This is a genomic window from Ktedonosporobacter rubrisoli, assembly GCF_004208415.1.
Classification (GTDB): Bacteria; Chloroflexota; Ktedonobacteria; order Ktedonobacterales; family Ktedonobacteraceae; genus Ktedonosporobacter; species Ktedonosporobacter rubrisoli.
This window is the reverse complement of the sequence record NZ_CP035758.1, coordinates 8,267,529-8,293,297: the sequence shown is the minus strand read 5'-3', so window position 1 is coordinate 8,293,297 and position 25,769 is coordinate 8,267,529. Positions and strand designations below refer to the sequence as shown.

At 54.7% G+C, this 25,769-nt stretch carries 27 protein-coding genes; 17 read left to right on the top strand and 10 right to left on the bottom strand.

Annotation, left to right across the window (positions count from 1 at the left end; all coding sequences use genetic code 11):
• Positions 1 to 124 precede the first annotated feature (124 nt).
• Complete coding sequence (locus EPA93_RS35985) at positions 125 to 772, top strand: GlcG/HbpS family heme-binding protein (protein ID WP_129892146.1); 648 nt, start codon at positions 125 to 127, stop codon at positions 770 to 772.
• Positions 769 to 1,539, top strand: a complete 771-nt coding sequence (locus tag EPA93_RS35980; protein WP_129892145.1) for a hypothetical protein — start codon at positions 769 to 771, stop codon at positions 1,537 to 1,539. The genes EPA93_RS35985 and EPA93_RS35980 overlap by 4 nt, the downstream gene beginning before the upstream one ends.
• Positions 1,540 to 1,596: 57 nt before the next feature.
• Here EPA93_RS35980 and EPA93_RS35975 read toward each other — a convergent pair whose 3' ends face one another.
• Entirely contained in the window at positions 1,597 to 2,646 is a 1,050-nt protein-coding gene (locus EPA93_RS35975) for a proline racemase family protein (protein WP_242527213.1), read from the bottom strand.
• Positions 2,647 to 2,740: 94 nt separating this feature from the next.
• A complete protein-coding gene (locus tag EPA93_RS35970; RefSeq protein ID WP_129892144.1) occupies positions 2,741 to 3,214 on the bottom strand; it encodes a MarR family winged helix-turn-helix transcriptional regulator in 474 nt (157 codons plus the stop codon).
• Positions 3,215 to 3,325: 111 nt separating this feature from the next.
• Here EPA93_RS35970 and EPA93_RS35965 point away from each other — a divergent pair, with 111 nt between their 5' ends.
• The 3 genes from EPA93_RS35965 to EPA93_RS35955 all read left to right on the top strand — a co-directional run bounded on the left by EPA93_RS35965 (position 3,326) and on the right by EPA93_RS35955 (position 5,941).
• Positions 3,326 to 4,279, top strand: a complete 954-nt coding sequence (locus EPA93_RS35965) for a quinone oxidoreductase family protein (RefSeq protein ID WP_129892143.1) — start codon at positions 3,326 to 3,328, stop codon at positions 4,277 to 4,279.
• A 226-nt stretch (positions 4,280 to 4,505) separates the two neighbouring features.
• Positions 4,506 to 5,096 carry a Clp protease N-terminal domain-containing protein gene (locus tag EPA93_RS35960; protein ID WP_165423626.1) on the top strand — a complete coding sequence of 197 codons (591 nt, stop codon included), beginning with the start codon at positions 4,506 to 4,508 and terminating at the stop codon, positions 5,094 to 5,096.
• A 50-nt stretch (positions 5,097 to 5,146) separates the two neighbouring features.
• A complete protein-coding gene (locus tag EPA93_RS35955) occupies positions 5,147 to 5,941 on the top strand; it encodes a class I SAM-dependent methyltransferase (RefSeq protein WP_129892141.1) in 795 nt (264 codons plus the stop codon).
• 182 nt (positions 5,942 to 6,123) lie between these two features.
• On the opposite strand, the gene EPA93_RS35950 is transcribed toward EPA93_RS35955, so the two are convergent.
• The 3 genes from EPA93_RS35950 to EPA93_RS35940 all read right to left on the bottom strand — a co-directional run bounded on the left by EPA93_RS35950 (position 6,124) and on the right by EPA93_RS35940 (position 7,440).
• Positions 6,124 to 6,444, bottom strand: coding sequence for an alpha/beta fold hydrolase (locus EPA93_RS35950; RefSeq protein ID WP_129892140.1), 321 nt, complete (start codon positions 6,442 to 6,444; stop codon positions 6,124 to 6,126).
• Positions 6,441 to 6,737 carry a LytTR family DNA-binding domain-containing protein gene (locus EPA93_RS35945; RefSeq protein ID WP_165423625.1) on the bottom strand — a complete coding sequence of 99 codons (297 nt, stop codon included), beginning with the start codon at positions 6,735 to 6,737 and terminating at the stop codon, positions 6,441 to 6,443. Before EPA93_RS35945 ends, EPA93_RS35950 begins: the two co-directional genes overlap by 4 nt.
• 118 nt (positions 6,738 to 6,855) lie before the next feature.
• Positions 6,856 to 7,440 carry an ATP-binding cassette domain-containing protein gene (locus tag EPA93_RS35940; protein ID WP_129892138.1) on the bottom strand — a complete coding sequence of 195 codons (585 nt, stop codon included), beginning with the start codon at positions 7,438 to 7,440 and terminating at the stop codon, positions 6,856 to 6,858.
• Positions 7,441 to 7,712: 272 nt separating this feature from the next.
• Between EPA93_RS35940 and EPA93_RS49315 the strand changes: the two genes are divergently transcribed.
• The 5 genes from EPA93_RS49315 to EPA93_RS35920 all read left to right on the top strand — a co-directional run bounded on the left by EPA93_RS49315 (position 7,713) and on the right by EPA93_RS35920 (position 11,192).
• A complete protein-coding gene (locus EPA93_RS49315) occupies positions 7,713 to 8,312 on the top strand; it encodes an ABC transporter ATP-binding protein (protein WP_207229287.1) in 600 nt (199 codons plus the stop codon).
• A gap of 43 nt (positions 8,313 to 8,355) precedes the next feature.
• Positions 8,356 to 8,637, top strand: a complete 282-nt coding sequence (locus tag EPA93_RS49310) for a hypothetical protein (protein WP_207229286.1) — start codon at positions 8,356 to 8,358, stop codon at positions 8,635 to 8,637.
• Positions 8,638 to 8,657: 20 nt separating this feature from the next.
• Positions 8,658 to 8,849, top strand: coding sequence for a hypothetical protein (locus EPA93_RS35930; protein ID WP_129892137.1), 192 nt, complete (start codon positions 8,658 to 8,660; stop codon positions 8,847 to 8,849).
• 114 nt (positions 8,850 to 8,963) lie between these two features.
• Complete coding sequence (locus tag EPA93_RS35925) at positions 8,964 to 9,782, top strand: ABC transporter permease (RefSeq protein WP_277988690.1); 819 nt, start codon at positions 8,964 to 8,966, stop codon at positions 9,780 to 9,782.
• 234 nt (positions 9,783 to 10,016) lie between these two features.
• Positions 10,017 to 11,192 (top strand): acyltransferase family protein, encoded by a 1,176-nt coding sequence (locus tag EPA93_RS35920; RefSeq protein WP_129892135.1) that lies wholly within the window; start codon positions 10,017 to 10,019, stop codon positions 11,190 to 11,192.
• A gap of 216 nt (positions 11,193 to 11,408) precedes the next feature.
• Here EPA93_RS35920 and EPA93_RS35915 read toward each other — a convergent pair whose 3' ends face one another.
• Both EPA93_RS35915 and EPA93_RS35910 read right to left on the bottom strand, forming a co-directional pair.
• Positions 11,409 to 13,889, bottom strand: coding sequence for a beta-mannosidase (locus EPA93_RS35915; RefSeq protein WP_129892134.1), 2,481 nt, complete (start codon positions 13,887 to 13,889; stop codon positions 11,409 to 11,411).
• 214 nt (positions 13,890 to 14,103) lie between these two features.
• Positions 14,104 to 14,415 carry a DMT family transporter gene (locus EPA93_RS35910; protein ID WP_129892133.1) on the bottom strand — a complete coding sequence of 104 codons (312 nt, stop codon included), beginning with the start codon at positions 14,413 to 14,415 and terminating at the stop codon, positions 14,104 to 14,106.
• A gap of 155 nt (positions 14,416 to 14,570) precedes the next feature.
• Between EPA93_RS35910 and EPA93_RS35905 the strand changes: the two genes are divergently transcribed.
• On the top strand, positions 14,571 to 15,320 hold the full coding sequence (locus tag EPA93_RS35905; protein WP_129892132.1) for a GNAT family N-acetyltransferase: 750 nt from the start codon (positions 14,571 to 14,573) through the stop codon (positions 15,318 to 15,320).
• 90 nt (positions 15,321 to 15,410) lie between these two features.
• Here EPA93_RS35905 and EPA93_RS35900 read toward each other — a convergent pair whose 3' ends face one another.
• Both EPA93_RS35900 and EPA93_RS35895 read right to left on the bottom strand, forming a co-directional pair.
• Complete coding sequence (locus tag EPA93_RS35900) at positions 15,411 to 16,622, bottom strand: tetratricopeptide repeat protein (protein ID WP_129892131.1); 1,212 nt, start codon at positions 16,620 to 16,622, stop codon at positions 15,411 to 15,413.
• A 284-nt stretch (positions 16,623 to 16,906) separates the two neighbouring features.
• On the bottom strand, positions 16,907 to 17,410 hold the full coding sequence (locus EPA93_RS35895; RefSeq protein WP_129892130.1) for a hypothetical protein: 504 nt from the start codon (positions 17,408 to 17,410) through the stop codon (positions 16,907 to 16,909).
• Between the two features lie 644 nt (positions 17,411 to 18,054).
• On the opposite strand from EPA93_RS35895, the gene aroF reads away from it, so the two are divergent.
• From aroF to EPA93_RS35870, 5 genes are all read left to right on the top strand, one after another.
• Positions 18,055 to 19,128 (top strand): 3-deoxy-7-phosphoheptulonate synthase, encoded by a 1,074-nt coding sequence (gene aroF, locus EPA93_RS35890; protein WP_129892129.1) that lies wholly within the window; start codon positions 18,055 to 18,057, stop codon positions 19,126 to 19,128.
• 424 nt (positions 19,129 to 19,552) lie between these two features.
• The gene (locus EPA93_RS35885; protein WP_129892128.1) at positions 19,553 to 20,125 is read left to right on the top strand and encodes an ANTAR domain-containing response regulator; all 573 of its coding nucleotides are present in this window, start codon (positions 19,553 to 19,555) and stop codon (positions 20,123 to 20,125) included.
• 78 nt (positions 20,126 to 20,203) lie between these two features.
• Positions 20,204 to 21,196 carry a PSP1 domain-containing protein gene (locus EPA93_RS35880; RefSeq protein ID WP_129892127.1) on the top strand — a complete coding sequence of 331 codons (993 nt, stop codon included), beginning with the start codon at positions 20,204 to 20,206 and terminating at the stop codon, positions 21,194 to 21,196.
• Positions 21,197 to 21,240: 44 nt separating this feature from the next.
• Complete coding sequence (locus tag EPA93_RS35875) at positions 21,241 to 21,516, top strand: hypothetical protein (protein WP_129892126.1); 276 nt, start codon at positions 21,241 to 21,243, stop codon at positions 21,514 to 21,516.
• 83 nt (positions 21,517 to 21,599) lie between these two features.
• On the top strand, positions 21,600 to 22,775 hold the full coding sequence (locus EPA93_RS35870; protein ID WP_129892125.1) for an SPFH domain-containing protein: 1,176 nt from the start codon (positions 21,600 to 21,602) through the stop codon (positions 22,773 to 22,775).
• Positions 22,776 to 23,052: 277 nt separating this feature from the next.
• On the opposite strand, the gene EPA93_RS35865 is transcribed toward EPA93_RS35870, so the two are convergent.
• Entirely contained in the window at positions 23,053 to 23,568 is a 516-nt protein-coding gene (locus tag EPA93_RS35865) for a hypothetical protein (protein WP_129892124.1), read from the bottom strand.
• Positions 23,569 to 24,022: 454 nt separating this feature from the next.
• On the opposite strand from EPA93_RS35865, the gene yabN reads away from it, so the two are divergent.
• Positions 24,023 to 25,528, top strand: a complete 1,506-nt coding sequence (yabN, locus tag EPA93_RS35860) for a bifunctional methyltransferase/pyrophosphohydrolase YabN (RefSeq protein ID WP_129892123.1) — start codon at positions 24,023 to 24,025, stop codon at positions 25,526 to 25,528.
• The last annotated feature ends 241 nt before the right edge of the window (positions 25,529 to 25,769 follow it).

The window sequence follows — 25,769 nt, the reverse complement described above, 5'->3', positions numbered from 1 at the left end:
ACATAGGGCATAAAACACAAAAGAGATACCGAACGGCCGGCGGCTGCCGTTCACCAGGTAGGAAAGTTCGACAATCCGGATAAGACAACCTCCTACCATCAAAATCAGTAAGGAGCATTTGGGCGTGAGTCTACCTATCGAGATGGCATCCAGGATACTGGAAGCATGCAAGCAGCGCGCTAAAGAATTGCGTAGTCCTGTAAGCATCGCAATTGTTGATGCCGGCGGGCATCTTGTGCTCTTTGAGCGCATGATGTCACCCTACGGTTGGGCAACCAGCGATATTAGTATTGCCAAGGCCAATACCTCTGTGATGTTCAACCAATCAACTGACGCGGTAGCACAGTGGGGCTCCGCTATTCCCGGGTTTGCCTCAAGCATGGCCACCATGACGCATGGAAGATTTATCATGGCGGCCGGTGGCTGGCCAATCCGCATTAACGGCATAACGTTAGGAGGGATCGGCGTTAGCGGTGGCAACGCCCCGGGACGAGATGATGAGATTGCCCGCGCTGGACTTGCGGTTCTTGAGGCTATGGCCCCGCCCATTCCAGCCCAACCTCAACAACTAAGGCAACCCGGACAGGATAACGAATTTCAGCCCTCGCAAGCAGTGCCAGTGCTTCAGCCACAGGGAGCTAAGCCAACCCGGAAAATCTATCCACCGAATGAGTTCCCAATGACCCAACACCTTCCCTCTATTGAGGAAAATACATATAGCTCAGACGCTTTAGACCAGTTTAATGTAGATCGTTCGGGAGAGCAAAAATGAGCCAGGAACACAACGAGATCACTAAACGCTCCAGGCGGGCCGGGCGCTATCAGCGCAATCGCCCCGTGCTGGTCACATCCGACAGCAATGATCCCACGCCAGAGCTAGCCGCGCGTGCGCAAGAGGCAGTGCAGGTTGAGGAGCCAAGCCAGGAATCGCCGAGCAAGCCTAAGCGTCGCCTGCCAGGCTTCTTTTCGACTATCGGGCGGGGCAACCAGGAAGCTACAGCTAAAGAGACTGACGTAGAGCAAGCTCGGCTCGCGCGAGCCTCACGCAATAAGCCACTGAAGGCTACTGCGTCGAAGGCCAAGGACGAGCCGCAAGAAGAGGCCAAACCAGCTAAAACCAGCAGCGCTCCTGCGCGCCCGGCCAGTCCGTTTAAGACGCGCTATATTATCGGTATCGCTATCTACCTGCTTGCAGCTAACTTTATTGGCCTTTATGAGACCCAGCTTTTGAATGCCTATCATCTCGATCGGGTACTTACGCAATTCTCTCTCTTTGGTGGCAATATCGTCATCCGCACTTCAACGCTGGTCTTCCTGGCAACTCTCGTTATTATCCTTATTCTTCTGGCCCGCTTCGACCTTATTCCGCGCAATCTTGGCGCGATGAGTGGCGCATCCAACGCTAATCGGGGTGGTTCGGGAAATAGCAGCAGTACGAGAAGTAGAGATCCCTTACCCCGCACGCGGCAGGGCGTGAGCGGTCCCGACGATGAGCTCTATCGCGAGTTCAATGATCGTCGTCGCCGTAAGAAGAAATAGGGGCAAGCGCGGAGATGCAGGCTCGGCTTTGCATCTCCAGACGCCGCCCGGACGGGCTCAAGTTAGCAGGAAACCCTGGCCCAGCCTATCGGCTTTCTCGACAATAAATTCGTGGCGCCCACTCATAAAAGCGCTGCCGCTTACTTCGGGGACAATAGCCTCATAGGAGCCAACGTGCGTTGTCTTTGCCACGCGTCCCCTGAAGGAGCTTGCTGCACCTAAAATGCTCTCGATCTCGATCTGCTGTCCTTCAGCTAGCTCGCCGCGTGCATGCAACTGCGCCAGGCGGGCCGAAACGCCGGTCCCGGTTGGCGAACGATCTACTTCGACATGGGCAAATACACAAATGTTGCGGCTATGATGGCCGGGATCTTCTGGCGGCCCGCTGAGAATCGTGCCGTAGAGAAAGTTTAAGTCTTCTTCGCCGGGATGCTTGATGCTCAGCCTGGCATTCACGGCTCGCTTAATAGCTTCGGCAGCGTCCACAAGCCGCTTTGTCTCCTCTGGCACTACGCGCAGGCCTACTTGGGCGGCGGCCAGGATGGCATAAAAGGCGCCACCAAAGGCTACATCGACGCTGAGCCGGCCATAGGCGGGCACCTCCAACACAAGATCGCGCGCATAGAGAAATGAGTCAACGTTAAGAAACGACACGTGCTCTACCCGTCCCTGGCTATTCAGGTGAGCCGTGGCCCGCACCAGGCCGGCAGGCGTATCAAGGTTGAGGGTAGTCTCCTGACCTCTGGCCGGAATCGTTCCGGTCTGCACAAGTGCCGTCACCAGAGCAATCACGCCGTGGCCGCACATCGTGCTATAGCCCTCGTTATGCATGAAGAGCACGCCAAGATCAGCTGTGGGCGTTACCGCAGGCGTCAGCACGCAGCCGTACATATCGTAATGGCCCCTGGGCTCCCACATCAAGACGCGCCGAATATGATCAAAGTGCTGCTGCATATAGCGCCGGCGCTGCAGAATCGTTGCCCCGGCAATTCCGGCATACCGCCAGTAACGATGCGCAGCGGCTCGCCGGCTGCATGCATATCCAGGGTCGTGATAACAAGCGCATCGGCGGGACAATAGGCTTTCCAGTTCAACTCCATCAGACAAGCCTCCTCGATCTCAATGGATTTCGCCCGGCTTACTCTGGCAGGCAGCGGTAGCGCGGATCAGCCGGCGATACTGAAAAGTGTAGCACATAAAGCTATTGGGGAAGTTTTTTATCTTTTCCAGGCCCAGGCAGAGCTGACGCGTCATCAGCAAAGCGACGAAGCAATGAAACGAGGGTCTTCCAGTCCTGCTCATCCCACTGGGCAAGGATGGGCTGCATAAGTCTCTCTCGTGCGGCATCCAGGGCCTTGACGATTTCTAGCCCTTCGGGCGTAGCTGCCACCTTGCGCTCCCGCCTGTCGCTGGTACCAGCAAGTCTTGTTACCAGTCCCAGACGCCCCAAGGTAGCAATCTGGCGGCTAACCGTGCTATGATCGCGTCCAACCATCCCTGCCAGTTCCATGATACCCACGGTGCCGCGAAGGCCAATTACCACAAGTAAAGGAAATAAGGCCCGATCAAGAGATACACCAGCCTCCCGCAACAGGATGCTATCACGTTGCGGCTGATTCATCAGCCCGATGAGATCAAAGAGGGCATCATAGAATTGACGAATATTCTTGTCCATATGAGTGCATTATACACGGACTTTCTTGACATGTCTACGCTTTGTCTGCTAAGCTAAATACGTGCAAAATACACTTATATTGTCGAGAGTATTGATGAACAGGAGAAAATCATGAAAGCAGCTCTCATCATGCAAGCTGGCCAGGGACCTGTGTACAGCGACTTTCCCGCACCAGAGTTTGCCGAGGGAGAAAACCTGATCTCCGTGACTGCCGCCGCGCTCAGCCCGGTGACCAGAAGTCGGGCATCAGGAACACATTACAGCTCCTCTGGCCAGATTCCCTTTGTGGTTGGTATTGATGGCGTTGGGCGACTTGCTGATGGTCGTCGCGTCTACTTTATGCTGCCTACAGCCCCCTTTGGCAGTATGGCAGAGCAAACGAGGATTAAAGCATCACAATGCATAGCTTTGCCCGCTGACCTCGACGACGTGACTGCCGCCGCAATTGCTAACCCTGGCATGTCCTCCTGGGCAGCGCTAAGGGAAAGAGCACAGCTTCAGGTGGGCGAAACCGTGCTGATAAATGGGGCCACAGGTACGTCTGGTCGTCTGGCCGTCCAGATAGCAAGGTATCTCGGAGCCAAAAAAGTGATCGCCACAGGCCGCAATATTGAAGCCCTCCAATCCCTCACCTTTCTGGGCGCTGATCTGACCATTCCCCTTGTAGAGGATGGGGAAGCGCTGGAAAAAGCCTTCCTGGAACCATTTCACGAGGGGATCGATGTAGTTCTTGATTACCTGTGGGGCTCAAGTATGGAACACATGCTGATAGCGGCGGCCAGGGCGGGAAAAGCTGGAGTTCCGATCCGCTTTGTCCAGATTGGCACAGTCAGCGCGCAAAGCATCTCGCTGCCGGGCGCCGTTCTGCGCTCCTCGGCTATCCAGTTGATGGGCAGCGGCATTGGCAGCGTTCCCGCCGATCGTCTTCTTAAGGTTGCTGAAGGCGTGCTGCAAGCCGCTATTCCGGGTAAGTTTGAGATTGCAACCACAAGAGTTCCTCTAGCAAAAGTCGCAGATGTCTGGCCAACAGCGACAAGTCAGCCGCGCACGGTTTTTCTGCCGTGAGTGCCTGTATAGCGGCAGACGCCCTTTTCTTCCGCGAAGCCGCATCTCGCTCCCCACAGATTCTGTTTCCAGTCCGCGAAGCCTCGGGAAAAGAGCGAAACTACAGACCAGCCAACGCCCTCTTGACATTGTGGTATATACGGTGGTAACATCTGACTAACAATAAAACCACCGTATATACTGCGGTAGTATGCATAAAGTAGAGCTAGAGAAAGGGGGTAGTTTTATGCCATCCAGCAAGGATCGCCAGCGCATCGAAATTCCGGTCCATCTGTATGAGCAGTTGGCGCGGATCGCCGAGACTGAGGACCGCACGATCACTAGCGTGCTGAATCAGCTCTTGTTTCAAGCCTTGCAGAGCTATCAGCCGACATGGATAGCCAGCAAACACCTCAGCCGCTTCAACGGGCATGCTCAGCACGTCCTCTCCCTGGCACGCGAGGAGGCCCTGTCACTTAATCACGGCTTCATCGGAACCGAGCATCTCTTATTGGCCTTGCTACGCGAACAAGCTGGCCTGGCCGCCCTGGCCCTAGAAAAGCTTGGCGTCTCACATGATGCGGTCAGAACGGCCGTCGAAGAGAAAATCGGGCGCGGCAGCGGACCCGTCGAGGAAGAAATCGACTACGTACCCCGCGCACGTAAGGTCCTCTCGCTTGCCCTTGACGAAGCAGAGCGCCAGGGAAGCAGCTATGTGCGCACTGAGCATATTCTGTTGGGAATCGTGCGCGAGGGCGGCGGCATTGCTGCGGATATTCTTGATACCTTTGGAGTTCTGGGAAAGGTACGCGAGCAGGTTTTCGCCCTGCTTGGCTAGTATATAAACACGTTGGCTTGCATCTGATTTATGTAAAGGAGAAAAAGGCTATGCGCGATCCCAGCAAGATCTGGACAGGAAAAGCCGTCAGCTATGATAGGGCGCGTCCGGCGCCGCCACCGGCTTTGCTCGATCTTCTAACCCGCCAGATTAACCTGCCCCATCCCACCCTCGTAGTAGATCTGGGCAACGGGACTGGCCTGTCAACCGCGCTCTGGAGTGAGCGGGCCGCGCGCGTGATTGGCATCGAACCCAATGCCGATATGCGGCAAGAGGCTCTCCACAAACTCGGGGATCATCCCTACGCGGCTCATATCGAGTATCGTGATGGTGTAGCACAGCAAACCAACCTGCCCGACGAATGTGCGGATATCGTCACGGCCGCCCAGGCGTTCCACTGGATGGAACCGACAGCGACCCTGGCCGAGATCGCGCGCATACTGCGACCCGGCGGGCTCTTTGCAGCCTACGACTATGATTCGCCACCGGCCATCCATTGGGAGCTCGATCGGCTCGCCACGGAGACAACCATGCGCTTCATTGGGCTTATGCGCGAGCGCGGGCTAATGCCCAGCATCAAGATCTGGCCGCAGAACAAATCGCTCGACCCTCTGCGCGAGTGTGGCCATTTCCGCTTCACGCGCGAAGTGTTTCTGCATCATGTTGAGCAAGGAGACGCCACACGGTTTTTGGAGATGATGCAGAGCGGAGCGTTCAATAACCAGTTCCAGTTTAGCGATCAAGAGACCGGCTTTGACAACCTCAAGAGTGCCGCACACCGAATTCTCGGGTCCGGGCCAGTTCCCTGGTATTTCAGCTATCGCGTTCGCATCGGCATCAAGTGAGCGCGTTGATCTAAAAAAGCTTGCTCCTTCTTCCACCTTTGCTCTGCCTCGTGCGCTCCAGGACTAGAAGTAGTTACCTCTAGCCTGGCTTGCGCCCTGGCTCACAGTTTTTCCACTCGATTGCGAGTCGCTGTGTAAAGCGACTTTGCCGACCGCACACCTATCGATGGCACCCGATGAAGCTACTCACAATCTGAAAAAATGCCTCCCCATTTTCGTGCTCGACCAGGTGGCCGCTGGTCTGGCACGACAACAAGTTCGGCACCAGGGATGGCGTGGGCAATTTCTTCAGAGAGCGGCAAGGGAGTACAAAAGTCTTGACCGCCGCAAAGCACAAGGGTCGGCTGCCGCATTTCGCCGAGTCGCAGAAGGGTATCGTGCGCCATAATCATATCGATGCGCTTTAAGGCAATCTCCCCATCCTCCGGCTCTATGGGATACGCTGCCGCGCGTTCGATCCACGCCGCTACCCGGTCGGGATGCTCGCGTCGATTGCTCCTCAATAGCCCAGCAAATCTTGCAAGGCCCTCTCAGCCTGTTTGCTGAGCGGAATCGTCGTTTCCTGGCAATCATCCAGAAGCAAAAGATAGCTATTGCGCGTATATTGTACAACTGCCTTGATGTGCTGCAGATTGACCAGGTAAGCGCGATGAGTACGGAAGAAGCCACGCCCGCTCAGGCGGCTCTCTAGCTCCTGTAAAGTGAAGTTGGTCACGGCTTCCTCGTTAGCCGTGCGCAGATAGGTTTTGCCATCCTTACTGCTGGCATACAGGATCTCGCCGGGATCGTAAAGCAAAATGCGATCCTCCTTGCGCGCCGGAACCTTAAATGGGGTAAATTGTGCGGGCGCCGCGCTTGTTGCGCCATCCGCGCGCGTTAGAGCATACTGGTTAACGATGCGACCATCCTGCAGCTCAAGCGCACGTACAGCAGGCTCCGGCCCAGGCCAGATCCTCGTCGGTCAGCAGAATTGCCGCCCCCTCACGGGCCGTCTGACGCAGCAGGCGCGCCATCAGCTCTTGTGTTTCCAGATCAGAGCGCAAGGTAGGCTGATCGAGCAAGAGCAAACGAGGCCGGGGCAGCAAAGCGCGCGCAAAGGCCAGGCGGCGCAAGGCCGAAGGTGTGAGCTTGCTCACCGTTTGCTGCACCTGATCGCTGAGCCCGACCTGAGCCAGCATCTCGCTCACCCGCGCGGCCGTTACGCCATATACCTGAGCATAAAAAGCCAGATTTTGCTCTACGCTCAGCCGTTCGTACAAGAGATCCTCTGCCAGCAGCACTCCCGGCCGCTGTGCACAAGCAGAAAGCTCCTTTCCCGCAAAGCTCACGCTTCCACCACTGCGTGGCAGCGCTCCGGCCAGGATCGAGATCAGCAGCGTTTTGCCAGCACCCACGGGACCAATAACGGCCACGACCTCGCCCGCCTCCACCTTCAGCTCATCAATAGAAAGCATGCTACGCCCATCAACAATCTTCTCTAGATGGCGTATCTCTAACACCGGCGCCTCTCCTTATGGCCACAATACAATCACTATTCCCAGCTATTCTACCACCTTTTTTCATCACCTGACTCTCTTTTGGCGGCTCCATTCAACCTCTTTTTTGCACCATTCAGCAGAGCCAACCGCCCAGTCAGGCAAAATATTGCTCCTCTTGTGCTCAATTTTCGACCGCTCAAAGTTTTTTTATCGCGCGAACATAAACCAGCATGATACAGTTACCTCAACACAGATTCTTAGCATCCCTCAAATACATGGAGTCAACATAACCAGTGGCAAAACAGATGGAGCAACCTGAAGTTAGCACAGGAGCAGATAGATCAACCATGGAAATGAACGATACAATGATCGAAGCCAACGAGCTGCGACGCGCTTTCAAAAGCAAAGAAGCCGTAGCGGGGGTTAGTTTCCGCGTCCAGCGTGGCGAGATATTTGGCCTGCTTGGTCCCAACGGCGCCGGCAAAACGACCACCATCCGCCTGCTCAGCGGGCAGATCCTTCCCACCTCGGGAGACGCTATAGTTGCTGGCTACCATGTTAGCAAAGACCATCAAAAGCTCAAAGAGCGCATCGGCGTCGTCTTTGAGGAGCAGAATCTCTATGAGCGGCTTTCTGCCCGCAACAATCTGCGCTTTAATTGCTGGCTCTATAACCTGCCGGAGCGCCGCATTGACGAGGTTCTCGACCTCGTAAACTTGCGTGACCGGGCCAGAGATCTCGTGCGCACCTTTTCTAATGGCATGCGGCAGCGCTTAATGATCGCCTGCATCGACCGGCCGTCCTCTTTCTTGACGAGCCCAGCCGCGGCCTCGATCCTATATCGGCCCGTGCTGTGCGCAAAGCTGTCGAGCGGCTACGCCAGCAAGGCATGACCATTCTCCTGACTACCCATCTGCTGGAAGAAGCAGATCTCCTTTGTCAGCGCGTCGCCTTTATCAAGCTGGCCAGATCGTTGCCAACGACACGCCACGCAACCTCAAGCTGGCCCACAGCCAGCGTACCATGCTAGTGACGCTCAGCAACCAGCCAGGCGGCGTTCCCGGCCAATTGAGTGAGATAACCTTGAGTATGGACAACCAGCACGATCAGCTTCGCCTGACCCAATGGCTGGCTCAGGACTGCGTACGTGCCACTCACTCGCAAGAGGCTACCCTTGAAGAGGTTTTTCTTGAAGTTGCCGGTGTGCGCCCGGCCTAGCCGCAAAGGAGATTATTACAATGCTTCATCCACGTATCATTTTAGCCATCGCGCGCAAAGACGCAGTAGATATATTGCACAACAAATCTACGCTGGTCGGGCTCCTGATGCCCGTCTTTATCGCCGTGCTTTTCGTCATCATGAAAGCCATCTTTAGCGGCCAGAGCACAAAACTCCTGATCTATGATCCGGGGCAAGCGGGAATGGCGTAGGTCATCGGCAACGTCCTTGATAAAGTTCAGGTCACAACGGCCAGCTCAGCCAACGAGGTAAGCACGACCTTTGGTGCCAACGGAAGCTCCAGGCCCATCAACTACGATATCGGCTTGATCGTGCCCACCGATTTTAAGCAAGCTATCAAGGCCGGTGATACGCCACAAATCCAGCTCTATCTCAATGGAAGTACAATCACAGCTCAGCAGAGCTCTTTACTGCAGGAAGCCATCACCAACTATGCCCGCCTGACCGCGCATCCACAGCCGCCGCTCAAGCTCGTTATGGCCACGATCAACGCAGACACCAAGAGCGATCCGACGCAATTTCTGAGCGAGCTCTATAAAGGTATGTCGCTGCTCCTCTCCTTCCTGGTAGGGCTTACCTTGATGCCAAATCTGCTCATCGAAGAGAAAGAGAAGAAAACGCTGCGCATGCTCATGGTCACGCCTGCCACGTTTAGCGATGTGGTTCTAGGAAAGCTGCTGACGACTCTGCTCTATCAGCTTGTGCTCTCCTTTATCATTCTTTTTATCACGGGAGGCCCGAGCGGAAATATAGCCCTGGTCCTGCTCTACATCCTGCTCGGCGCCACATTGGCTTTATCCGGCGGTCTGCTCATCGGCACGCTCTTTCAGACCTCTAGCTCGGCCGGGGCCTTCAGTGGACTGGCAACTACGTGCTTCTTCTTGCCGACAATCTTTGGTGGCCCTCTGGGCGAGCTTATCGGCCGTGGCAATATATTCCAGGAGATCTTACATATGCTCCCAACGTACTACCTGACCGATGGTCTCTATGGCGCGCTTCAGGCGCAAAGCTCACTGAGCACACAGCTCCTGGATATTGGCATCACGCTGGGCAGCACACTTGTCCTTTTATTGCTCGCAGCCTGGTTCCTGCGCCACCAGGCCAGAGTTGCGGTGGCCATCTAGAGGTCAATCAAGGTTGACGTGAGGCGTGAAGCCAGCGGGGATGCCAGGAGCGCCAGTCCTTTGCTTGGAGTCCGGGACTGTGCCTCAGTGCTCGCCCTGGCCTGCCGCCCGCCGGCGGCGCTTTCGTCACACGACGTCTGGCAAAGCACTAATCTTTAATCTTTTAGAAAAAAATGTCTTGAGAGAAAACTTCTATGCGAACAAACGTATAGAAGAGCTAAAAAAGGAGCTTTTATGTCGCAAGGCTGGAGAACTTCAGTAAGTCGGGATAGTAGTATTCAGGTGACGACGCACCTGGTGGCGGGAGCGCGTCCCCGCTTATTCTTCATAGATCATATTCGCGTGGCCCTAACCATCCTGGTTATTCTGCATCATCTCGCGATTACTTACGGCGGTTATGGCGTCTGGTACTATCAGGAGGCCAACCGGGAAGGGCTAACGCGCCTGCTCGCGATCTTCTTTGTTCTCATCAACCAATCCTTCTTCATGGGCTGCTTCTTCCTGATCTCAGCCTATTTTACGCCGGCGTCCTATGATCGCAAAGGTGCAGGCAACTTTCTTAAGGATCGCTTGCTGCGCCTGGGCGTTCCGCTGCTCATCTACATCTTCGTGATCAGCCCTTTTGCCAACTACGTGGGGCAGGAACTTCCCGGGCCTTACTGGCAATTTCTGAGCCATTATGGACTTGCGGCCTGCGGCTCAGGTCCGCTCTGGTTCGTTGAGGCACTCTTGCTCTTCGAGTGTCTTTACGTGCTCTATAGAAAGCTGAGCGAGAAGTGGGTCAGGCAATCAGACAAGATTAGCAGCAAGCCACCAACTTTTTCTATCCTTGTTTTGTTCAGCCTGGCCTTAGCAGTCATAACTTTTCTGGTCATGATCTGGTTTCCCTTCGGCTGGACCTTTAATCTGCTCAACTTTATCCCTTCCAACTTTCCCCAATACATCTGCCTCTACTGCCTCGGTCTGCTTGCCGCGCGGCGCAACTGGTTTGTAAACGTGCCTGGCAGGCTGGGAAAACTGGGGCTATGGAGCGCACTGGGAGCCACGCTTGTCTTATTCCCGTTGGCCATCTTTATTGATGTGCCCGCCTACGCTGGCGGTATCCACTGGCAGGCCTTTGTCTACGCGCTCTGGGAATCTATTATGGGCCTGGGCGTAAGTATGGGCCTCATCGTCTTCTTCCGGCAGCGCTTGAACCGCCAGGGCAGGTGGGGAAAGTTTCTCTCCACGCACGCCTACGCCGTTTACATCATTCATGCGCCGGTGATTGTCTGCCTGGGCTTTGCCCTGCATAGCCTTTCCCTCTACCCGGCGCTCAAATTCGCCCTGGCGGCCTGTGTAGGCGTGCTGCTCTGCTTCGGCTGCGCCTATCTGCTGCGCAAATTGCCTGGAGCCAGTAAGATCATTTAGCCGTTCGTCATTATGTCTTGACGACATGACGAGAGTTAATTTTTAGCTGCCTATTCAGACGTTCGTTGCTTACACCAGGTAGAGATAATACTAAATCCACAAGCACAGCGCTAAAAAGGGGGGATACCAGGAGCATGAGCTAATAGGAACAGCGCTATAGCGTCCTATCAGCTCATGTCCCGTCATCAAAGCTTCGTCAGAGGAGAGGAGAGAAGCTTAATCTTGCACATAGGAAAACAGGTTTGTGACCTTTATTTCAGCATTACCCAGGCCCTTAGCTACGATCACCTGTGGATCATCGGGCAGCACATCGAGCATATTATCGCTCCAGCTGGCCTCAGAGCTGGCCTGCAGCCAAACGCCCTTGGCCGGGCGCGCCGCCTGTACACGCACAGTCTGTTCGTCAAGGCGCTCGATCGTCAGCGCAGGATCGGGTAAGCTCAGATACCTAAAGGGCTCAGGCCAGAGCGTCGCCCGCGCCACAACTTCGCCGTCCTTGCGTAGGCGCGCGCCAAGCACAAGATTATCGCCAGAGCTCAAGGCTAGCTCGCCCAGCTCTACAGCCCGATTGGCGCCCAGCTTCAACGTGCGTCGCTCCTCCGCTTGTAAGCTGCCCTCCAGGCTCCAGCTACGCAGCTCTAGCTCAACCTCGCACTCAGTCTGCAGGCTACTGCAAGCCCAGATAGCAACCTGCTCAGGCGTCTGACGCACAAGCCCTACACTCAAGGGAGCCAGTTCGCGCCGCACCACATAGTAAGCGGGCTTGGGGCGCAAAGCATAATCCACAAGAGCCCAGCTTGTCACCGGCCAGCAGTCGTTGAGCTGCCAGACCAATGCGCCCGCCACCTGCTCATGGCCTGGTCCTCTCCACAGACGTCGCCAGCTGCGCAGAGCCGCCGCCAGCGCCTCAGCCTGGATAAACTGCGTGGCATAGACATAGCCCGCAAAGCTGGCGGGTAGGCGGATATTCTCAATCATATACGTCGCCATACGCCGGGCCCCACCGGTCGCCTTATTATGCAGATCAAGCGTACGGCTCTGCGCATAGCGCTCAGCGGGTTCAACAAACTCAGCAATCGTCTCCAGCACCGGGAAAGCCTCCATGCCAAACTCGCTCACAAAGCGACCGGCCAGGCGTGGATACTCTTGATAGGGCGCCACCGAGCCATGCCAGACATCCCAGACATGCTGATCGCCTAACTCGGTCTCGTTCCCGCTCTTGCCCCCATACGGGCTACCGCGCCAGTAGGGACGCGTTGGATCGAGCTCCGCGCACAGCCGGGGCAGCAGCTTTTCGTAGATCGCCCGCGCCGGAAACGCGCTATGCTGAAAATCTCCCTCAAATTCTTGATCATAGCGCCCCAGCGAGGACGCCACCATATAATCCTCGTTATTGCCGCACCAGAGAACCAGGCAGGGATGATGGCGTAAGCGCTGCAGCGTGGCCTCAACCTCAGCCTGCACGCTCTCCATAAACCAGTCCTGGGCCGGATAGAGGCCACAAGCGAACATAAAATCCTGCCAGACCAGCAGGCCGAGCTCATCGCAGGTCTGATAGAAGGCGTCATCCTCATAAATGCCACCACCCCAGACGCGCAGCATCACCATATTCGCCTCGGCTGCGAGCTGGAGCCACTGACGATAGCGCTCGGCCGTCACGCGGGGCGTAAACGAATCGGCGGGAATCCAGTTAGCGCCACCGCAGAAAACCGGCACGTTATTAATCTCGAAGAAAAAGCTACTTCCTGCCGCCTCGGCCAACTGACGCTGAATCAACTGCAGGCGCCGCAAACCCAACCGCTGCTCAGTCCGATCAAGCTCCTGATCCTCGGCATGCAAGGTAGCGACAAGACGATAGAAGGCCTGCTCGCCATACCCACGGGGATACCACAGAGCCGGTGAAGCAAGCCTGAAGGTATGCCGCGCCTCATTCCCGCTCAGCGGCACCTGAACCTCATCCACGCGCTCGCCCGAGGGAGCATAGAGCGCCAGATGGACCGTCAAAGCTCGCCTCGACTGCTCCTCCACGGCCACACGCACTGGCAGCGTCGCGCTCTGTAGATCCGCCGCCACCTCGGCCGGGCAATGCAGATCGGCGATGCGCGCCCGATAGGTCTGCAGCGAGATAGTCCGCCAGGGACCGGCAGTCAGCAGCGTTGGCCCCCAATCCCAGCCATAGTGATACTGAGCCTTACGCACATAGAGCCGGCTCGGATCGCCATTCCAGGCCACCAGCTCGCCATGTTCGGCCTCAAGCTCTTTTCCCCGCCGCAAAGCCGAAGCAAATAAAATATGCAGCTCATTGCGGCCCTCACGCAGCAAATCCTTAACCTGCACGCGCGCCGGCACAAACATATTAGAGCTAGTCAAGATCTGCGTGCCATTGAGCCAGACCGTCGCATAAGTATCAAGGCCAGCAAAATTCAATGCTACCTCCTGCGCATCTGCCGAGCCGGCCGGCTGGTAGGCAAACTCACAGCGGTAGAGCCAATCTTGCTCGCCGATCCATTGCACATCATTCTCGTGCAAATCCACAAACGGGTCGGGTATACGCCCGGCAGCCAGCAACGCCTGATGCACGGTACCCGGTACGCTGGCAGGCACCCAATCCTCGCTTGAGGCAAAATCCGCGGCAAGTGGAAGCGCGGGATTACGCTGCTTTAGCTGCCAGTTCTCTGAGAGCAATATTTGTTCCATAGGTAGAATTTAAGCTCACTTTCAACGTCACGTTCTCGTATACAGAGCGTACAACACAACAGTTCTCAAGAGCAATACGCCATACTCTATTTTTAATCTACATGCAAGCAGCAAGCTTTGCCTCAAGAGGCCCGTCGTCCCCTGTCACTATCCCCGCAGAGCATGCCGAGAGGAGGGCACCCGGCCAGCATGGTCAGCGTATTTTCTGATCGGCTCAGCGTAGATTTAAGCCGGCAATGCCCAGGATAATCAAGCCAATTGCACTCAACTTGATAACTGTCAAAGGCTCCTTAAACCAGAATATGCCAATCATGGCGATCATGGCAGTGCCCAGGCCCGACCAGATTGCATAGGCAAAGCCTACGTCAATCCTTTTGAGGGCCAGTGAGAGCAGAACACAGGCCAGCACTTCAGAGACCACTACAATAATGGCCGGGACCAGGCGCGTAAAGCCGTCTGACAATTTAAGGGCAATGGTTCCCGCTACCTCGCTAAGAATAGCGGCTAAAAGGTAGAGCGTACACATACACATCTCCATGGAGAAAAAATATTATATCTTCCTTTTCTCTCCTATATTATATTGTATTCTCATACGAAGTTTTATATATACATTCATCATTTATATGATTGATATACTATCATCAGAGTATATTACTCTAACATCTTTTTAAGGATTTATATATGCTCATAACGTTACATGAAAGATCGGACCTCATCCAGGCCGTGCAGGAGCTAGATTATATCCCATGGCCAACTTTCAGCCACTATTCCATCAGTGAGCCCTACTGGTGGGCACTTTTTGAGCACTTTTGTCCATATCAACTGGCCATGATAGATGAAACAGAGCGTGTCATGGCAATTGGCCATAGCATTCCGCTTTGCTGGGATGGCACAGTTGCAGGCTTGCCGCCCGGCTGGGATGCTGCCCTGGAGCAAGGAGTCAAGGAATACCAGCGCGGGCTTGTGCCCGATACGCTTTGTGCCCTGGCCATCGTCGTCGCACCAGATCAGCAGGGCAAGGGCCTGAGCCAGCGCATGCTCACAGCCATGCTAGGCATAGCCGCTCGGCAAGGCTTCAAACATATGCTGGCTCCCGTGCGCCCGGTCTGGAAGAGCCGCTATCCGCTCACGCCAATGGAAGAATATGTCAAGTGGAAGCATAACGAAGAAAAGTTGCCCTTCGATCCCTGGCTACGCGTCCATGCGCGCTTTGGAGCCCGCACCCTGGCCGTGGCGCCGGCCTCCATGATCGTTAGGGGCAGCGTGCAAGAGTGGGAAGAATGGACGCGGATGCGCTTTCCGGCCAGCGGAGAGTATATCGTCCCGGGCGCGCTGGTCCCGGTGAAGATCAACGAACGGGGCCAGGGATGCTACGAGGAGCCCAATGTCTGGATGTGCCACACCATCAAAGCTCCAGCGCTTCAATACTAACAAGAGGCATAATTCAAGCGAACAGGATCTAAAAAGGACTCAAGCCTGCTGCGCCTGTGGGCTTGAGTCCTGGAAATGCTGCGGACCTGTTTACAGCATAGAGCTCCCATGAGCATTTGAGACAGTGCCTAGATCGAGAGGACACAGAGGGCTAACATGCGCTTGATATCTTGGAGACAAAGAGAGGATATCATATATAAATTCGACATACCGAGCACTGCTATCTTCAGAATACCACATGAGATCATAATCTCCCTGCTTGACATTGTTGAAGACAAATTGTCCATCACTCTGAATAGCTGTCACTTGATAGGCATTATCCCAGCGGTCAAACACTTGATCTTTGGACATTTTGCCCATAAGGCCGCTAGTGAGGGCGATCTGCGAATAGATACGGCTCTCGGTATTCATAAATTTTCCCTTGACCTGCTGAGGCGCATTAAGATCGCTCTGCGCCTTCTGCCCTTCTGGTGTATCCTTATACTCCTTTGAAAGGCGCACATAGATGGGAACAGCCTCACTACAGTTGTTAGTTCGTGTGTCCTGGCCATCGCCTAACAGGGCTTTGGCCATATCGCCGTGCAGCATTCCCGCCTCTGGCGAATGAGGAAATGAGTTCAGGATTTTGTCAAAGGAAGTAACAGCCGAATCATATTGCTTCGTCTGCAATTGGGCCTCACCCAATTGATAATATGTGGTAGCCTCAATGCTTAAGGCCTGCTGCCGACAATTGTCGTCACAATAGGACTGGTTCAATGCATCATCGAGATAAGTAAGCGCAGTGCTATAATCATTGGCTTGCAGACGTTGCTTCCCCAGGGCCAGACGCGCTTCGATATCGCCAGCCTGCGCACGCTTTAGCGCCTCAGACTGCGTGTAAAAATCCTTCATGACAATAGCAAATTTATCCATAGCCTCTGAGTAATGCCGGGCTTTGTTTAAAGCCAGCCCCCACGCCGTATAGACACGCGCCAGATCTGGCCCATCGGGTGCTTGCTGGCCAGCAAGCGTATACTCGTTGACGGCATCCTGCCAATGTTGTTGATTTTCCAGCGAGTGGGCCTGGGCCGTATGCAAAGTGGGCTGCAAGAGCTGACAGGCAATTCCATAGATGAGCAAGACAACGAGAGCACTACGCGCAAGGAATAATTGCAAACGACGGCTAGGATTACGGGGAGATGACAGGCCGTCGCGAGATCGAATAAAGAGCACAATGGCGAGAATGACCATTACGATGAAAGCCCACACCCCGGCATGGGAGGCCCCATCGGCCCAATCGCTACCCGTGAGGTGCAGCAACACAAAACGTCGTATAAAAAATTTTCAAGATAAACTCTACAGAAAATAGCTTAAATGAGGCATATACTTCTATTATAAGAGAGCGAGATGGAAAAGTAAATAAGCTACAAGAAGCACGTAATAATAAATGAGGCAATATAATATGGATGCTAGCTTAACGAGCCGTCTGAAGCGCCTGCGATTAGCTGGCAAAAAGCAGGAGAAGAGCTGTATTGCTGAAGAGGCGTGAGGACGGGCCTACCTGGCAGTAAGCCCATCCGCGTTTCCAGTGCATCTAGACCGTCATGTTAACCATCGCTGGTGCTCCCCTTAGCCGCATCGAGGAGCATATTTACATGGGCCGGTATCGTTCCGCCCATAGTTTGAATCGTAATGGGATATTTCCCCTCAGCCTTGACTGTGATCTCTCGCTCTTGATGGGCGCCTATAGTTATCCCGGAGCCCTGTAGTAACTGAGGGCCTGTAGCCTTTAGATCGCAATGCTGATCTTTTCCCAGGCAAAGCGTTACGCTATGATCGCTAGTATTCTTGAATACCAACCCTCTCGCCAGTGGCAAGGCCAACTCGTCAGTCAATCCCAAGAACCCCAGCTCAAGGTAGGCCTGATCCTTAACAAAGCCCTGGTTTGTAATCTCCAAAGAGGGCTTATTGAACAAGAGCAACCATATCCCAAATCCAAACATAGCGAAAAACAAGAGCCACCAGACAAAATTCTGCCCACATCCTCCCCGCCGTATCATTTTCCCATCCGGCCTTGACGAGGATGAGGAATTAACTCTATTGTAAGGCATCTATTGTAGACTCCTTCCATGTAGTCTAAAGCTTCTATTTCTTTCCCCTGGCAGCCGTCCTGCCCCTTCAGGCCTTTGTGCCAGTCTTTCCCCTCCTAACAGCTACGCATAAATAAGAACGCCGCCGTTTGTAGATTTTAAAGCATGTGAAATTTTTCTTGAGCGGAACCCAGGGCCATTTAATTTTCCTGTTTTGCCACACCCACGCGCCCGAGAAGAAGGGAAAATGGGGCGTGCCCCATACCTCGGCAGAGGACTGGCTGTCCTCTACTCCTTGTCCCCCGGAAAGAGATACCTCTCCAGTGGAGAGATATCTCCTGCTTCTCTAAAAAACTAAATAGCCCTGAGGGAAACCCAGGACCCCTTGACACAATTAGCATCTGGTCCGTATAATCAATACAGGGTTAGTAATAGCCCTCACAGATGAGACAAAGAAAATAAATTAACGGAACAATAGAAATGCTCAGCGACCAAAAGAACCAACAATTTAGCTTTTACTTTTATTACTGGTTTAGCCCCCCAGCATGATGGTGGGCCTTTTGGGCTGAGAAAAACAACCGCCAGCATGCTGGGAAAGCAGAGGAAAAACAACCTCTGCTTTTTTGTTTCCAAAAATTTCAAGCAGTATAGAGAGGACTATTTCCATGATTATCACCATTCGCAAACAGGCTACCAGCGAAGAACGCGCGCAATTGATAGAGCTATTATGCCGTATAAGTGGAAGTTTACATCCCATGGCTACGACGAGCGTAGGGAAACGTGAAGTCATTGCCCTGGATGGTTCCAGTATAGACGCGCAAGCCCAGATCCTCCTCCGCCAGCAACCCGCAGTTGAAGACCTCCTCCTCATCAAAACCCCCTACCAGTTAGTCAGTCGAGCCTTCCAAGTAGAGCAGAGCAGCATTACCATTGGTGCAGATCACGGCTGTGACGTAGTAACTGTTGGAGGCACAACAGCATCTCCGGTCATCATGGCAGGTCCCTGCTCAGTAGAGAATCGCGAACAGATCCTGAGCACAGCCCGCGCCGTCAAGGCCGCCGGCGCTGTGGCTTTGCGTGGCGGAGCCTTCAAGCCTCGCACCTCGCCCTACCAATTCCGTGGCCTGGGTCTGGAAGGCCTGCATATGCTGGCTGAGGCGCGCGAAGAGACCGGCCTACCCATCATTACCGAGGTCATGGAGCCCGATATGGTCGAGGCAATTGCTGAGCACGCCGACGTCCTGCAGATCGGCACGCGCAACATGCAGAACTACCCCTTGCTGCTGGCCGCTGGCCGTCACAGCCAGAAACGCCCGGTCCTGCTCAAGCGTGGTTTCGCGGCAACGCTCGACGAGTGGCTATTGGCTGCGGAATACATAGTCGCAGCCGGAAACCCCAACGTTATTCTTTGCGAGCGCGGCATTCGCAGCCATGATCCGCAGACGCGCAACGTCCTTGATCTTACCTGCGTGCCCCTGCTCCACAACCTGACCCATCTGCCGATCATCGTCGATCCCAGCCATGCCACCGGCAAAAGCGAGCTGGTGCCGATCATGTCACGGGCCAGCCTGGCCGCCGGAGCTGAGGGACTGATCATCGAAGTGCACGAAGATCCCGCGCACGCCCTCTCTGACGGACGCCAATCCATCACCCCAACGCAACTGCACGGCATCGTTGGCGAAGCCGAAGTACTTGCCCGTATGCTCAGCCGCGAGGCCAGCCTCGTCTCCGTCGCCTGAAATACTGCAAGAAAGGAAAACAAGCAGAAGCATTAAAATATGGCAATTAGGGCATAGATCGTGGCCCCAAGTCACCTATCGACGCATTCAGGCGAGTATGATATACTCTTTGTACATAGAAAGAGACTTTAGTGCTAATTTCAGTACCCTCAAGCGGGTCGAGCGAGGGCTCTTGTTCCCATCGCTCAAGCGGAGAAGTGCATCCACGCATCCCTGATAGATCGCTGGAGAGTCGCAAAGTTGGGAATAGAGTGGAATCGTCAGGGCAGGTGGGAATGCGCTCATTTTCAGTATCCGCAGAGGACCAGGACAGGGAGAGGCCCAGGCAACTCCTCGTCAACAGGAGGATATGCAAGAGAATCCAGAAAGGTCAAAGAATATTTGCACTAAGGATAGAAGAGACCCAGGGCTTTGAGGTGACACTATGCCAACACGAGTTATTATAGCTGATGACGAAACCATTCAGCGAATGGATCTAAAGGATGTGCTGACTAAGCAGGGCTACCTGGTAATCGGCGAGGCGGGGGATGGATTAAGTGCAGTGAATCTGGCCCGAGAGCTACGCCCGGATCTGGTCATTATGGACATTCGCATGCCAGACATGGACGGCATCGCAGCCGCCGAGACTCTGACGCAGGAAAAAATTGCACCAGTGTTGTTGCTCACTGCCTTCGGGGACCAACCGCTCGTTGAGCGCGCCAAAGATGCTGGCGTGGTCAACTACATCGTCAAGCCGCTCCGCGAGAGCGAAGTGACCCCGGCCATCGAAGTGGCGCTGGCTCGCTACAACGAGTTTCGTACCATGGAAGAGAAGGCCAACACCCTGAGCGAGCAGTTGGAGACACGGAAGATAGTTGAGCGTGCTAAGGGGCTCCTGATGCAAAAGCAGGGCCTTTCTGAGCAAGAGGCTTTCCGCAAGATTCAGAAAGCAAGCATGAACAATCGCAAATCGATGCGGGAGGTAGCCGAAGCCATTCTGCTTACAGATGCAATGTAACCTGAACAATATGGTGGATACAGCGGGTGTAGCGACGGAGCTACATCCAGTATCCCTAGTCAATAGATAGAGCAACACATGTCACTGGCGACGACAAGTACAGAAAAGACAGTTATTATTGTCGGCATTCGCTTTCGTCCCGCGGGTCGCATCTACTATTTTGATCCCCAGGGACAAACCTTCACAACGGGCCAGTACGTTATCGTGGAGACCATACGCGGGGTCGAGGCAGGACGCGTAGTCATAGCTTCCAAGAAGCTGGCCGAGTCCGAGTTGACTGATCCGCTTAAGCCAGTGTTACACCTGGCCTCAGAGGATGAGCTACGCATGATGCTCTCTTACAAAAGTAAGGAGAAGGATGCCCTCATCCGTTGTGCCGAGCGTATCAAACAACACCAGCTCCCAATGAAGCTCGTCGAAGCCGAGTACACCTTCGATGGCAGCCGTTTAACCTTCTACTTTACGGCCGACGAGCGCGTCGATTTCCGCGCACTGGTTCGTGACCTCGCAGCAACGTTTCGCACCCGTATTGAACTACGCCAGATTGGGGCCCGCGATCAAGCTAAGCTTCAGGGTGGCGTCGGCCCGTGCGGCAAGACCTTGTGCTGCAGCTCCTGGATTACCGACTTTGGCGTTGTCTCGATCAAGATGGCCAAAGAGCAAGGGCTTCCACTTAATCCTACCAAGATCTCCGGCGTCTGCGGCCGCCTGCTGTGTTGTCTCTCTTATGAGAACGAGAACTACATCCAGGCCAAACGGCAGATGCCCCAGATAGGCACCTTCCTGAACACGCCAAGTGGACCAGGCAAGGTCGTCTCGGTAAATGTTCCTCAGAATTCAGTCGAGGTCATGCTGGAGAGCGGCGTGACCATTCAGATACCGGTTGATGAAAAGGAAAATCAGCAAAGCAGCGGCTGCGCAGGCTGCAGCGTCAGAGCAGCCACAACGGCAACAACTACGGGTAGCTGTGGTTGTGGTAGCGGCGGCAGTTGCACTTGCGGCAAAGGTGGTTGTGGTACCAAGGGTGGTGGCGGTGGCTGTGGATCTTGTGGATTCAGGAAAAACGTCTAAGTAGAACGGCTACTCCTTGGTATGAGAGGAAGGTGTGTATTCATATGGCATCGGACAGGAAGGACCCGGGAGCCATCTGGCAGGGTTCCACTCATGCTCATCAGGATCAATCGCTTACACAGAAACAATTGCACGATGAGGATGAGCTGCCCGCCCTCCCCGATCAACAGCAGGCAAGGGCCCGGCAGGGCGATCTCTCCTCCTCCCAGGAGGAGGACGCGTTTCCCGCACCCGAAGAGCTCGCAGAAGAGCTGGACCCGCGCCTGCTGCACAGTGGAAAGTTATCTCACAGGACATCTTATTTCTACTCATTCCACTGATTCTCGGTGGACTCACTTGTCTGGCTATTCTGCCCAATGTGGCCACGGGCCACGCGCAAATCCCCCCGCTGGGATTGTGGCCCGTGCTGTTCTTCATCATTTTGATCGCGCTGGCCCAGGAGCTTGCCATCTACTTCTCGGGCGCGAACAAGAGCATGCGTATCCTGGCAACCGTAGGCGGCTTTTTCCTCTTCTTGCTGGCAAGCTGCTTTATCCTCTACGGCCTCATGCCTGGCTTTGGCCTGCTCATTGTCCTTGTGCTGCTCTCGGTCCTCCTGGTGCGCGTCTACGTCCATCTTATTCCAGAAGGCTACGTTGATATCGTCAACAGCTTTGGGCGCTATAGCCGCACGCTCTACCCGGGCTTTAACATTCTCCTGCCCTGGGAAAAGGTCTTACGCCGCCTGAATACCGGCGAGACCCAGTGGATCTGTCCGCCGCAGCGCGTGCAGCTCTCGCCTGATGAGGATCTTGTCTTACGCGCGACGATTTCTTACCAGTTGCTACCTGAAGATGCCTACCTGGCCGTCACGCAGGTCAATAACTGGGAAGAGAGCCTGCGCGAGCAGTTCAAGATCATTCTACAGACCATCGCGACCCAGTTTACGCCCCATGATTTCGTCGTCTGGCCGCAGGGCCAGGCCACCGACATGCACACAGTCTTGCATGCCGAGGGAAGTGCGATAACCGGCAATTTTCCCCGCTGGGAGCGCGTCAATACCTACTTGTTCCAGCAGTTGGGCGATAGCGTGGCGCTCTGGGGTGTCCAAATCAACTGGGTCCGTATTCGCGATGTCGCACTTACGCCTCACGGCGCTCCTGTGGTAGAAACGCCGCCGCCGGTCGAGCGGGCAGTGCCGGCCAAAAGCACCGCCGCGCCCCCAGCCACCGCGCAGAAACCTGCAGCACCTGTACAAGCAGCCCCGGAGCCAGAAAAGAAGTCTGCCGCGCCTCGTTCTATTCCGGCCAAATTTCTGAAGGAAGAGGTGCTGATCAAAGCCTACAAGGAAGTGCAGGATGGCAAGATCACAGATCCGCTCACGATCCATAGCCTTGCCGAAAAGTTTGAGGCCGTAGCTAACGATCCCCAGGCCTGTCAGACTGTGAGCTTTGACGCGGCCAGGGCCGCCCACACCCTGCACAAGCAGGCCCAGAAATATGAGGAGCTCTACGTGGCTGAGGCAAGCTTTGAAGAGAAGGGCCAGGCTAGCTGGCCAATGAGCAATCCCAGCGATGAGAACTTGATGGCCGGGGGCTGAGATGAGCGGGCCAGCGCTGAGCTTGCGTCGGCCACGGCTCCGTCAAAAGTTGGCGCCGGGCGTATAGTCTTGAGATGTAGAGATCGTCACCTGGCATACAAGAGGGAGACCAGCGAAAAGAAGAGTGTCAGGGGACAGAAGTTGTCCCCTGGCAATTTCTTAGTAAGAAAACTTGTTGTGGCCATTTCTCCTGCCACCGTCGACACCAAAAGCAACTTGCGCATGAGGTTGGCGACTCAGGCATAGCAAGAAAAGATTTGATAGCATCAATCATTAACTACTGAGCCAGCGCGGGCTTGGCTGGTGCCAGCTGCTCATCTTCAGAAGAGCGCAGAGCTAGAAGCTGCTCATTGGATAAGACCTTATTGCTTTTAGGATTGAAAACTGCATCGTCACGTGAACAATAGTAGAGGCTGCGCCAGGTCTCCATTGCTCTATCCCAGGCCGGATAGCGTAGCGAGGCTTCGTTATCGCCCTTCACGACTCGCTGGAAGGCAATATAGGAAAGCACAAGTGCAGCTACCGTGCAGATGAGAGTTATGCTTACAATTATACCGTCAACGACTATCCCCAGATTAGCTTCAGTACCTATGAGGATAATAACAAAGAAAATACATATTCCGACCATGACCATACCAACGGTAATATATGACATCATATGGACCTGTTTAGTTGGCATATCGGGAGGTGCGCAGCGTGCGACTCCTGCGCTAAAGGCAGATTGAGTAGTTTTTACTTGATCTGACTGCTTGCAAATTGGGCAGCTAGGTTTTTGGCTTTCAGCCGATGCCATGTATGACCCTCCTTCAATATTTCACGAACCACACGGGACAGACACACGAAACCTGGTTCGCGAATTCTTGCTTATCTAAAAGCATAACACTTTGTTGCTTTTTCGACAATGCTATTTTTCTCTCCAGCTTAATTGGGCTATTGCTCTCCGTTTCTTCTCTATAGTTGCCAGCTTTCAAGCGATGAGAGTTTTGGGGCACAGCCCCAAGCCCCAGCCGGGGCCTAGCCCCGCTCAGCTTAATTGGGCTATTGCTCTCCGTTTCTTCCCTACAATTGCCTGAAATCAGACAATGGAGAATCACGCCGCGAGCTAGCTGATTGGGCTATTGGGCTGGTTTGCTGGCTCCCTGCGGTGTCGCTTGCGGAGCAGCTTTACATCCTATTTGACACGCCCATGCTGACCGGCTACACTATCAGCAGCAGGTTAAGCGCTGCAGAGAGGACCAGTACCACTTATGACTACTACGTCTATCACCATCCTGGGACTTGGGCCAGGAAGTTTCAATGATCTTACACTGCAGGCCCGCGCTTTACTCGCGCAGGCGGCTCAAGATAAACAAACAGTTTACTTCCGTACCATTATACATCCTACTGTCGAAGTCTTGCGTAGCGAACTTCCTACTTTACATATCGAATCGTTTGATCAGCTCTACGATACCTCGGCCGACTGGACCACGCTCTATAGTCAGATTGCCGAAGAGGTATGCACGCTGGCCGCCCAGCAACCAATTATCTACGCGGTACCGGGCCATCCGCTAATGGGCGAATCGTCAGTCCAGCTCGTGCTCAAGCTGGCCCGTAGCCGTCAGCTCAGCACGCGCATCGTCGCCGGGCTCTCTTTTCTAGAGCCTGTCTGCACAGCACTGGAGCTTGATCCCTTCGATGCCGGTACGCAGATCATCGATGCTACCAGCCTTGCTACTCTTGACACGAGCGAAGTGGCAGGAAAGATTATCCCAACTACGCCACTCCTGGTCACCCAGGTCTACAATCGCCGGCTGGCCAGCGCGGTCAAGCTCTCCCTTGGTGAGCTCTATCCCGACGAATGGCCTGTCAAGCTGGTGCGCGCGGCGGGCGTTGGCAGCGACGAGATGATCATCGAATCTCAGCTCTATGAGCTCGATCGCCAGAACTACGCCAATCATCTCAGCACGCTCTACGTTCCGCCGCTCGACGAGCTGGCAGCCTTGCGCCTTCCCGAGACCTTGCGCTACATCACGATGCGCCTGCGCCGCGATCCCGATGGCTGCCCCTGGGATCGTCAGCAAACCCACCAGAGTCTTATGCGCTACGTGCTTGAAGAGACGTACGAGGTGGTCGAGGCCCTTGAAGAGAACGATATGGAGAAGCTGGCCGAAGAGCTTGGCGATCTGCTCCTACAGGTCTACTTGCACGCCGAAGTCGCGCGGCAGGAAGGTGATTTCACGCTTGGCGATGTTCTGGAGCATATCAATGCTAAGCTCATACGCCGGCACCCGCACGTCTTTGGCGACGTCGAGGTCAGCAACGCCGACCAGGTAAACCAGAACTGGGAAGCTATCAAGCGGCAAGAGCGCGCCAAAGCTGGTAAAGATGTGAAGAACGAGAGCATTCTTGACGGCGTACCGCCAGCCTCGCCGGCCCTGATGGTTTCTCAGGAGTACCAGAAGCGCGTAGTCAGGCAGGGCTTTGCCTTTGCCACCATTGATGGCATCTACGCCAAGCTGGCCGAAGAGCTTGAAGAGATACGCCAGGCCAGCACTCAGGCCGAGCTACAGGAAGAGATTGGCGATCTTTTCTTTGTCATCTCAGAGCTGGCGCGCTGGCACAAAGTAGATGCGGAGGCAGCCTTGCGCCAGGCCAATCACAAGTTTCGCCTGCGCTTCAAGAGTATGGAGAAAGTCGCGCGTGAAGAGGGGCGTCAGCTTACCTCCTATAGCAGGGAAGAATGGATAGCCTTATGGCAGCAAGCCAAGCACTAAGCCCGCACATAGGGCTTTCCAACTTTTTAAAACGGGATTGTTAAGGGGCGCCGCGACCTGGCGAATTGACCCTTAACCGGGGCTTGGAGGCGACGTCGCGATCGAGCGAATGCGCTCCAAATCGCTCTCCAGTGATAGGTATCGGGGCACGGGAGCCTTTGCCCCCGCTCCCCTTTTCCCATGAGGTGGGGAGGTAAAAAAAGCTTGCGCTCGCCTGGTATATCCACATTTGAACATCTGT

Coding starts and splice junctions, on each gene's coding strand:
- EPA93_RS35980 (WP_129892145.1), top strand. CDS start 769: ATGAGCCAGGAACACAACGAGATCACTAAACGCTCCAGGCGGGCCGGG.
- EPA93_RS35970 (WP_129892144.1), bottom strand. CDS start 3,214: ATGGACAAGAATATTCGTCAATTCTATGATGCCCTCTTTGATCTCATC.
- EPA93_RS35965 (WP_129892143.1), top strand. CDS start 3,326: ATGAAAGCAGCTCTCATCATGCAAGCTGGCCAGGGACCTGTGTACAGC.
- EPA93_RS35960 (WP_165423626.1), top strand. CDS start 4,506: ATGCCATCCAGCAAGGATCGCCAGCGCATCGAAATTCCGGTCCATCTG.
- EPA93_RS35955 (WP_129892141.1), top strand. CDS start 5,147: ATGCGCGATCCCAGCAAGATCTGGACAGGAAAAGCCGTCAGCTATGAT.
- EPA93_RS35930 (WP_129892137.1), top strand. CDS start 8,658: ATGCTTCATCCACGTATCATTTTAGCCATCGCGCGCAAAGACGCAGTA.
- EPA93_RS35920 (WP_129892135.1), top strand. CDS start 10,017: ATGTCGCAAGGCTGGAGAACTTCAGTAAGTCGGGATAGTAGTATTCAG.
- EPA93_RS35915 (WP_129892134.1), bottom strand. CDS start 13,889: ATGGAACAAATATTGCTCTCAGAGAACTGGCAGCTAAAGCAGCGTAAT.
- EPA93_RS35910 (WP_129892133.1), bottom strand. CDS start 14,415: ATGTGTACGCTCTACCTTTTAGCCGCTATTCTTAGCGAGGTAGCGGGA.
- EPA93_RS35905 (WP_129892132.1), top strand. CDS start 14,571: ATGCTCATAACGTTACATGAAAGATCGGACCTCATCCAGGCCGTGCAG.
- EPA93_RS35895 (WP_129892130.1), bottom strand. CDS start 17,410: ATGCCTTACAATAGAGTTAATTCCTCATCCTCGTCAAGGCCGGATGGG.
- aroF (WP_129892129.1), top strand. CDS start 18,055: ATGATTATCACCATTCGCAAACAGGCTACCAGCGAAGAACGCGCGCAA.
- EPA93_RS35885 (WP_129892128.1), top strand. CDS start 19,553: ATGCCAACACGAGTTATTATAGCTGATGACGAAACCATTCAGCGAATG.
- EPA93_RS35880 (WP_129892127.1), top strand. CDS start 20,204: ATGTCACTGGCGACGACAAGTACAGAAAAGACAGTTATTATTGTCGGC.
- EPA93_RS35875 (WP_129892126.1), top strand. CDS start 21,241: ATGGCATCGGACAGGAAGGACCCGGGAGCCATCTGGCAGGGTTCCACT.
- EPA93_RS35865 (WP_129892124.1), bottom strand. CDS start 23,568: ATGGCATCGGCTGAAAGCCAAAAACCTAGCTGCCCAATTTGCAAGCAG.
- yabN (WP_129892123.1), top strand. CDS start 24,023: ATGACTACTACGTCTATCACCATCCTGGGACTTGGGCCAGGAAGTTTC.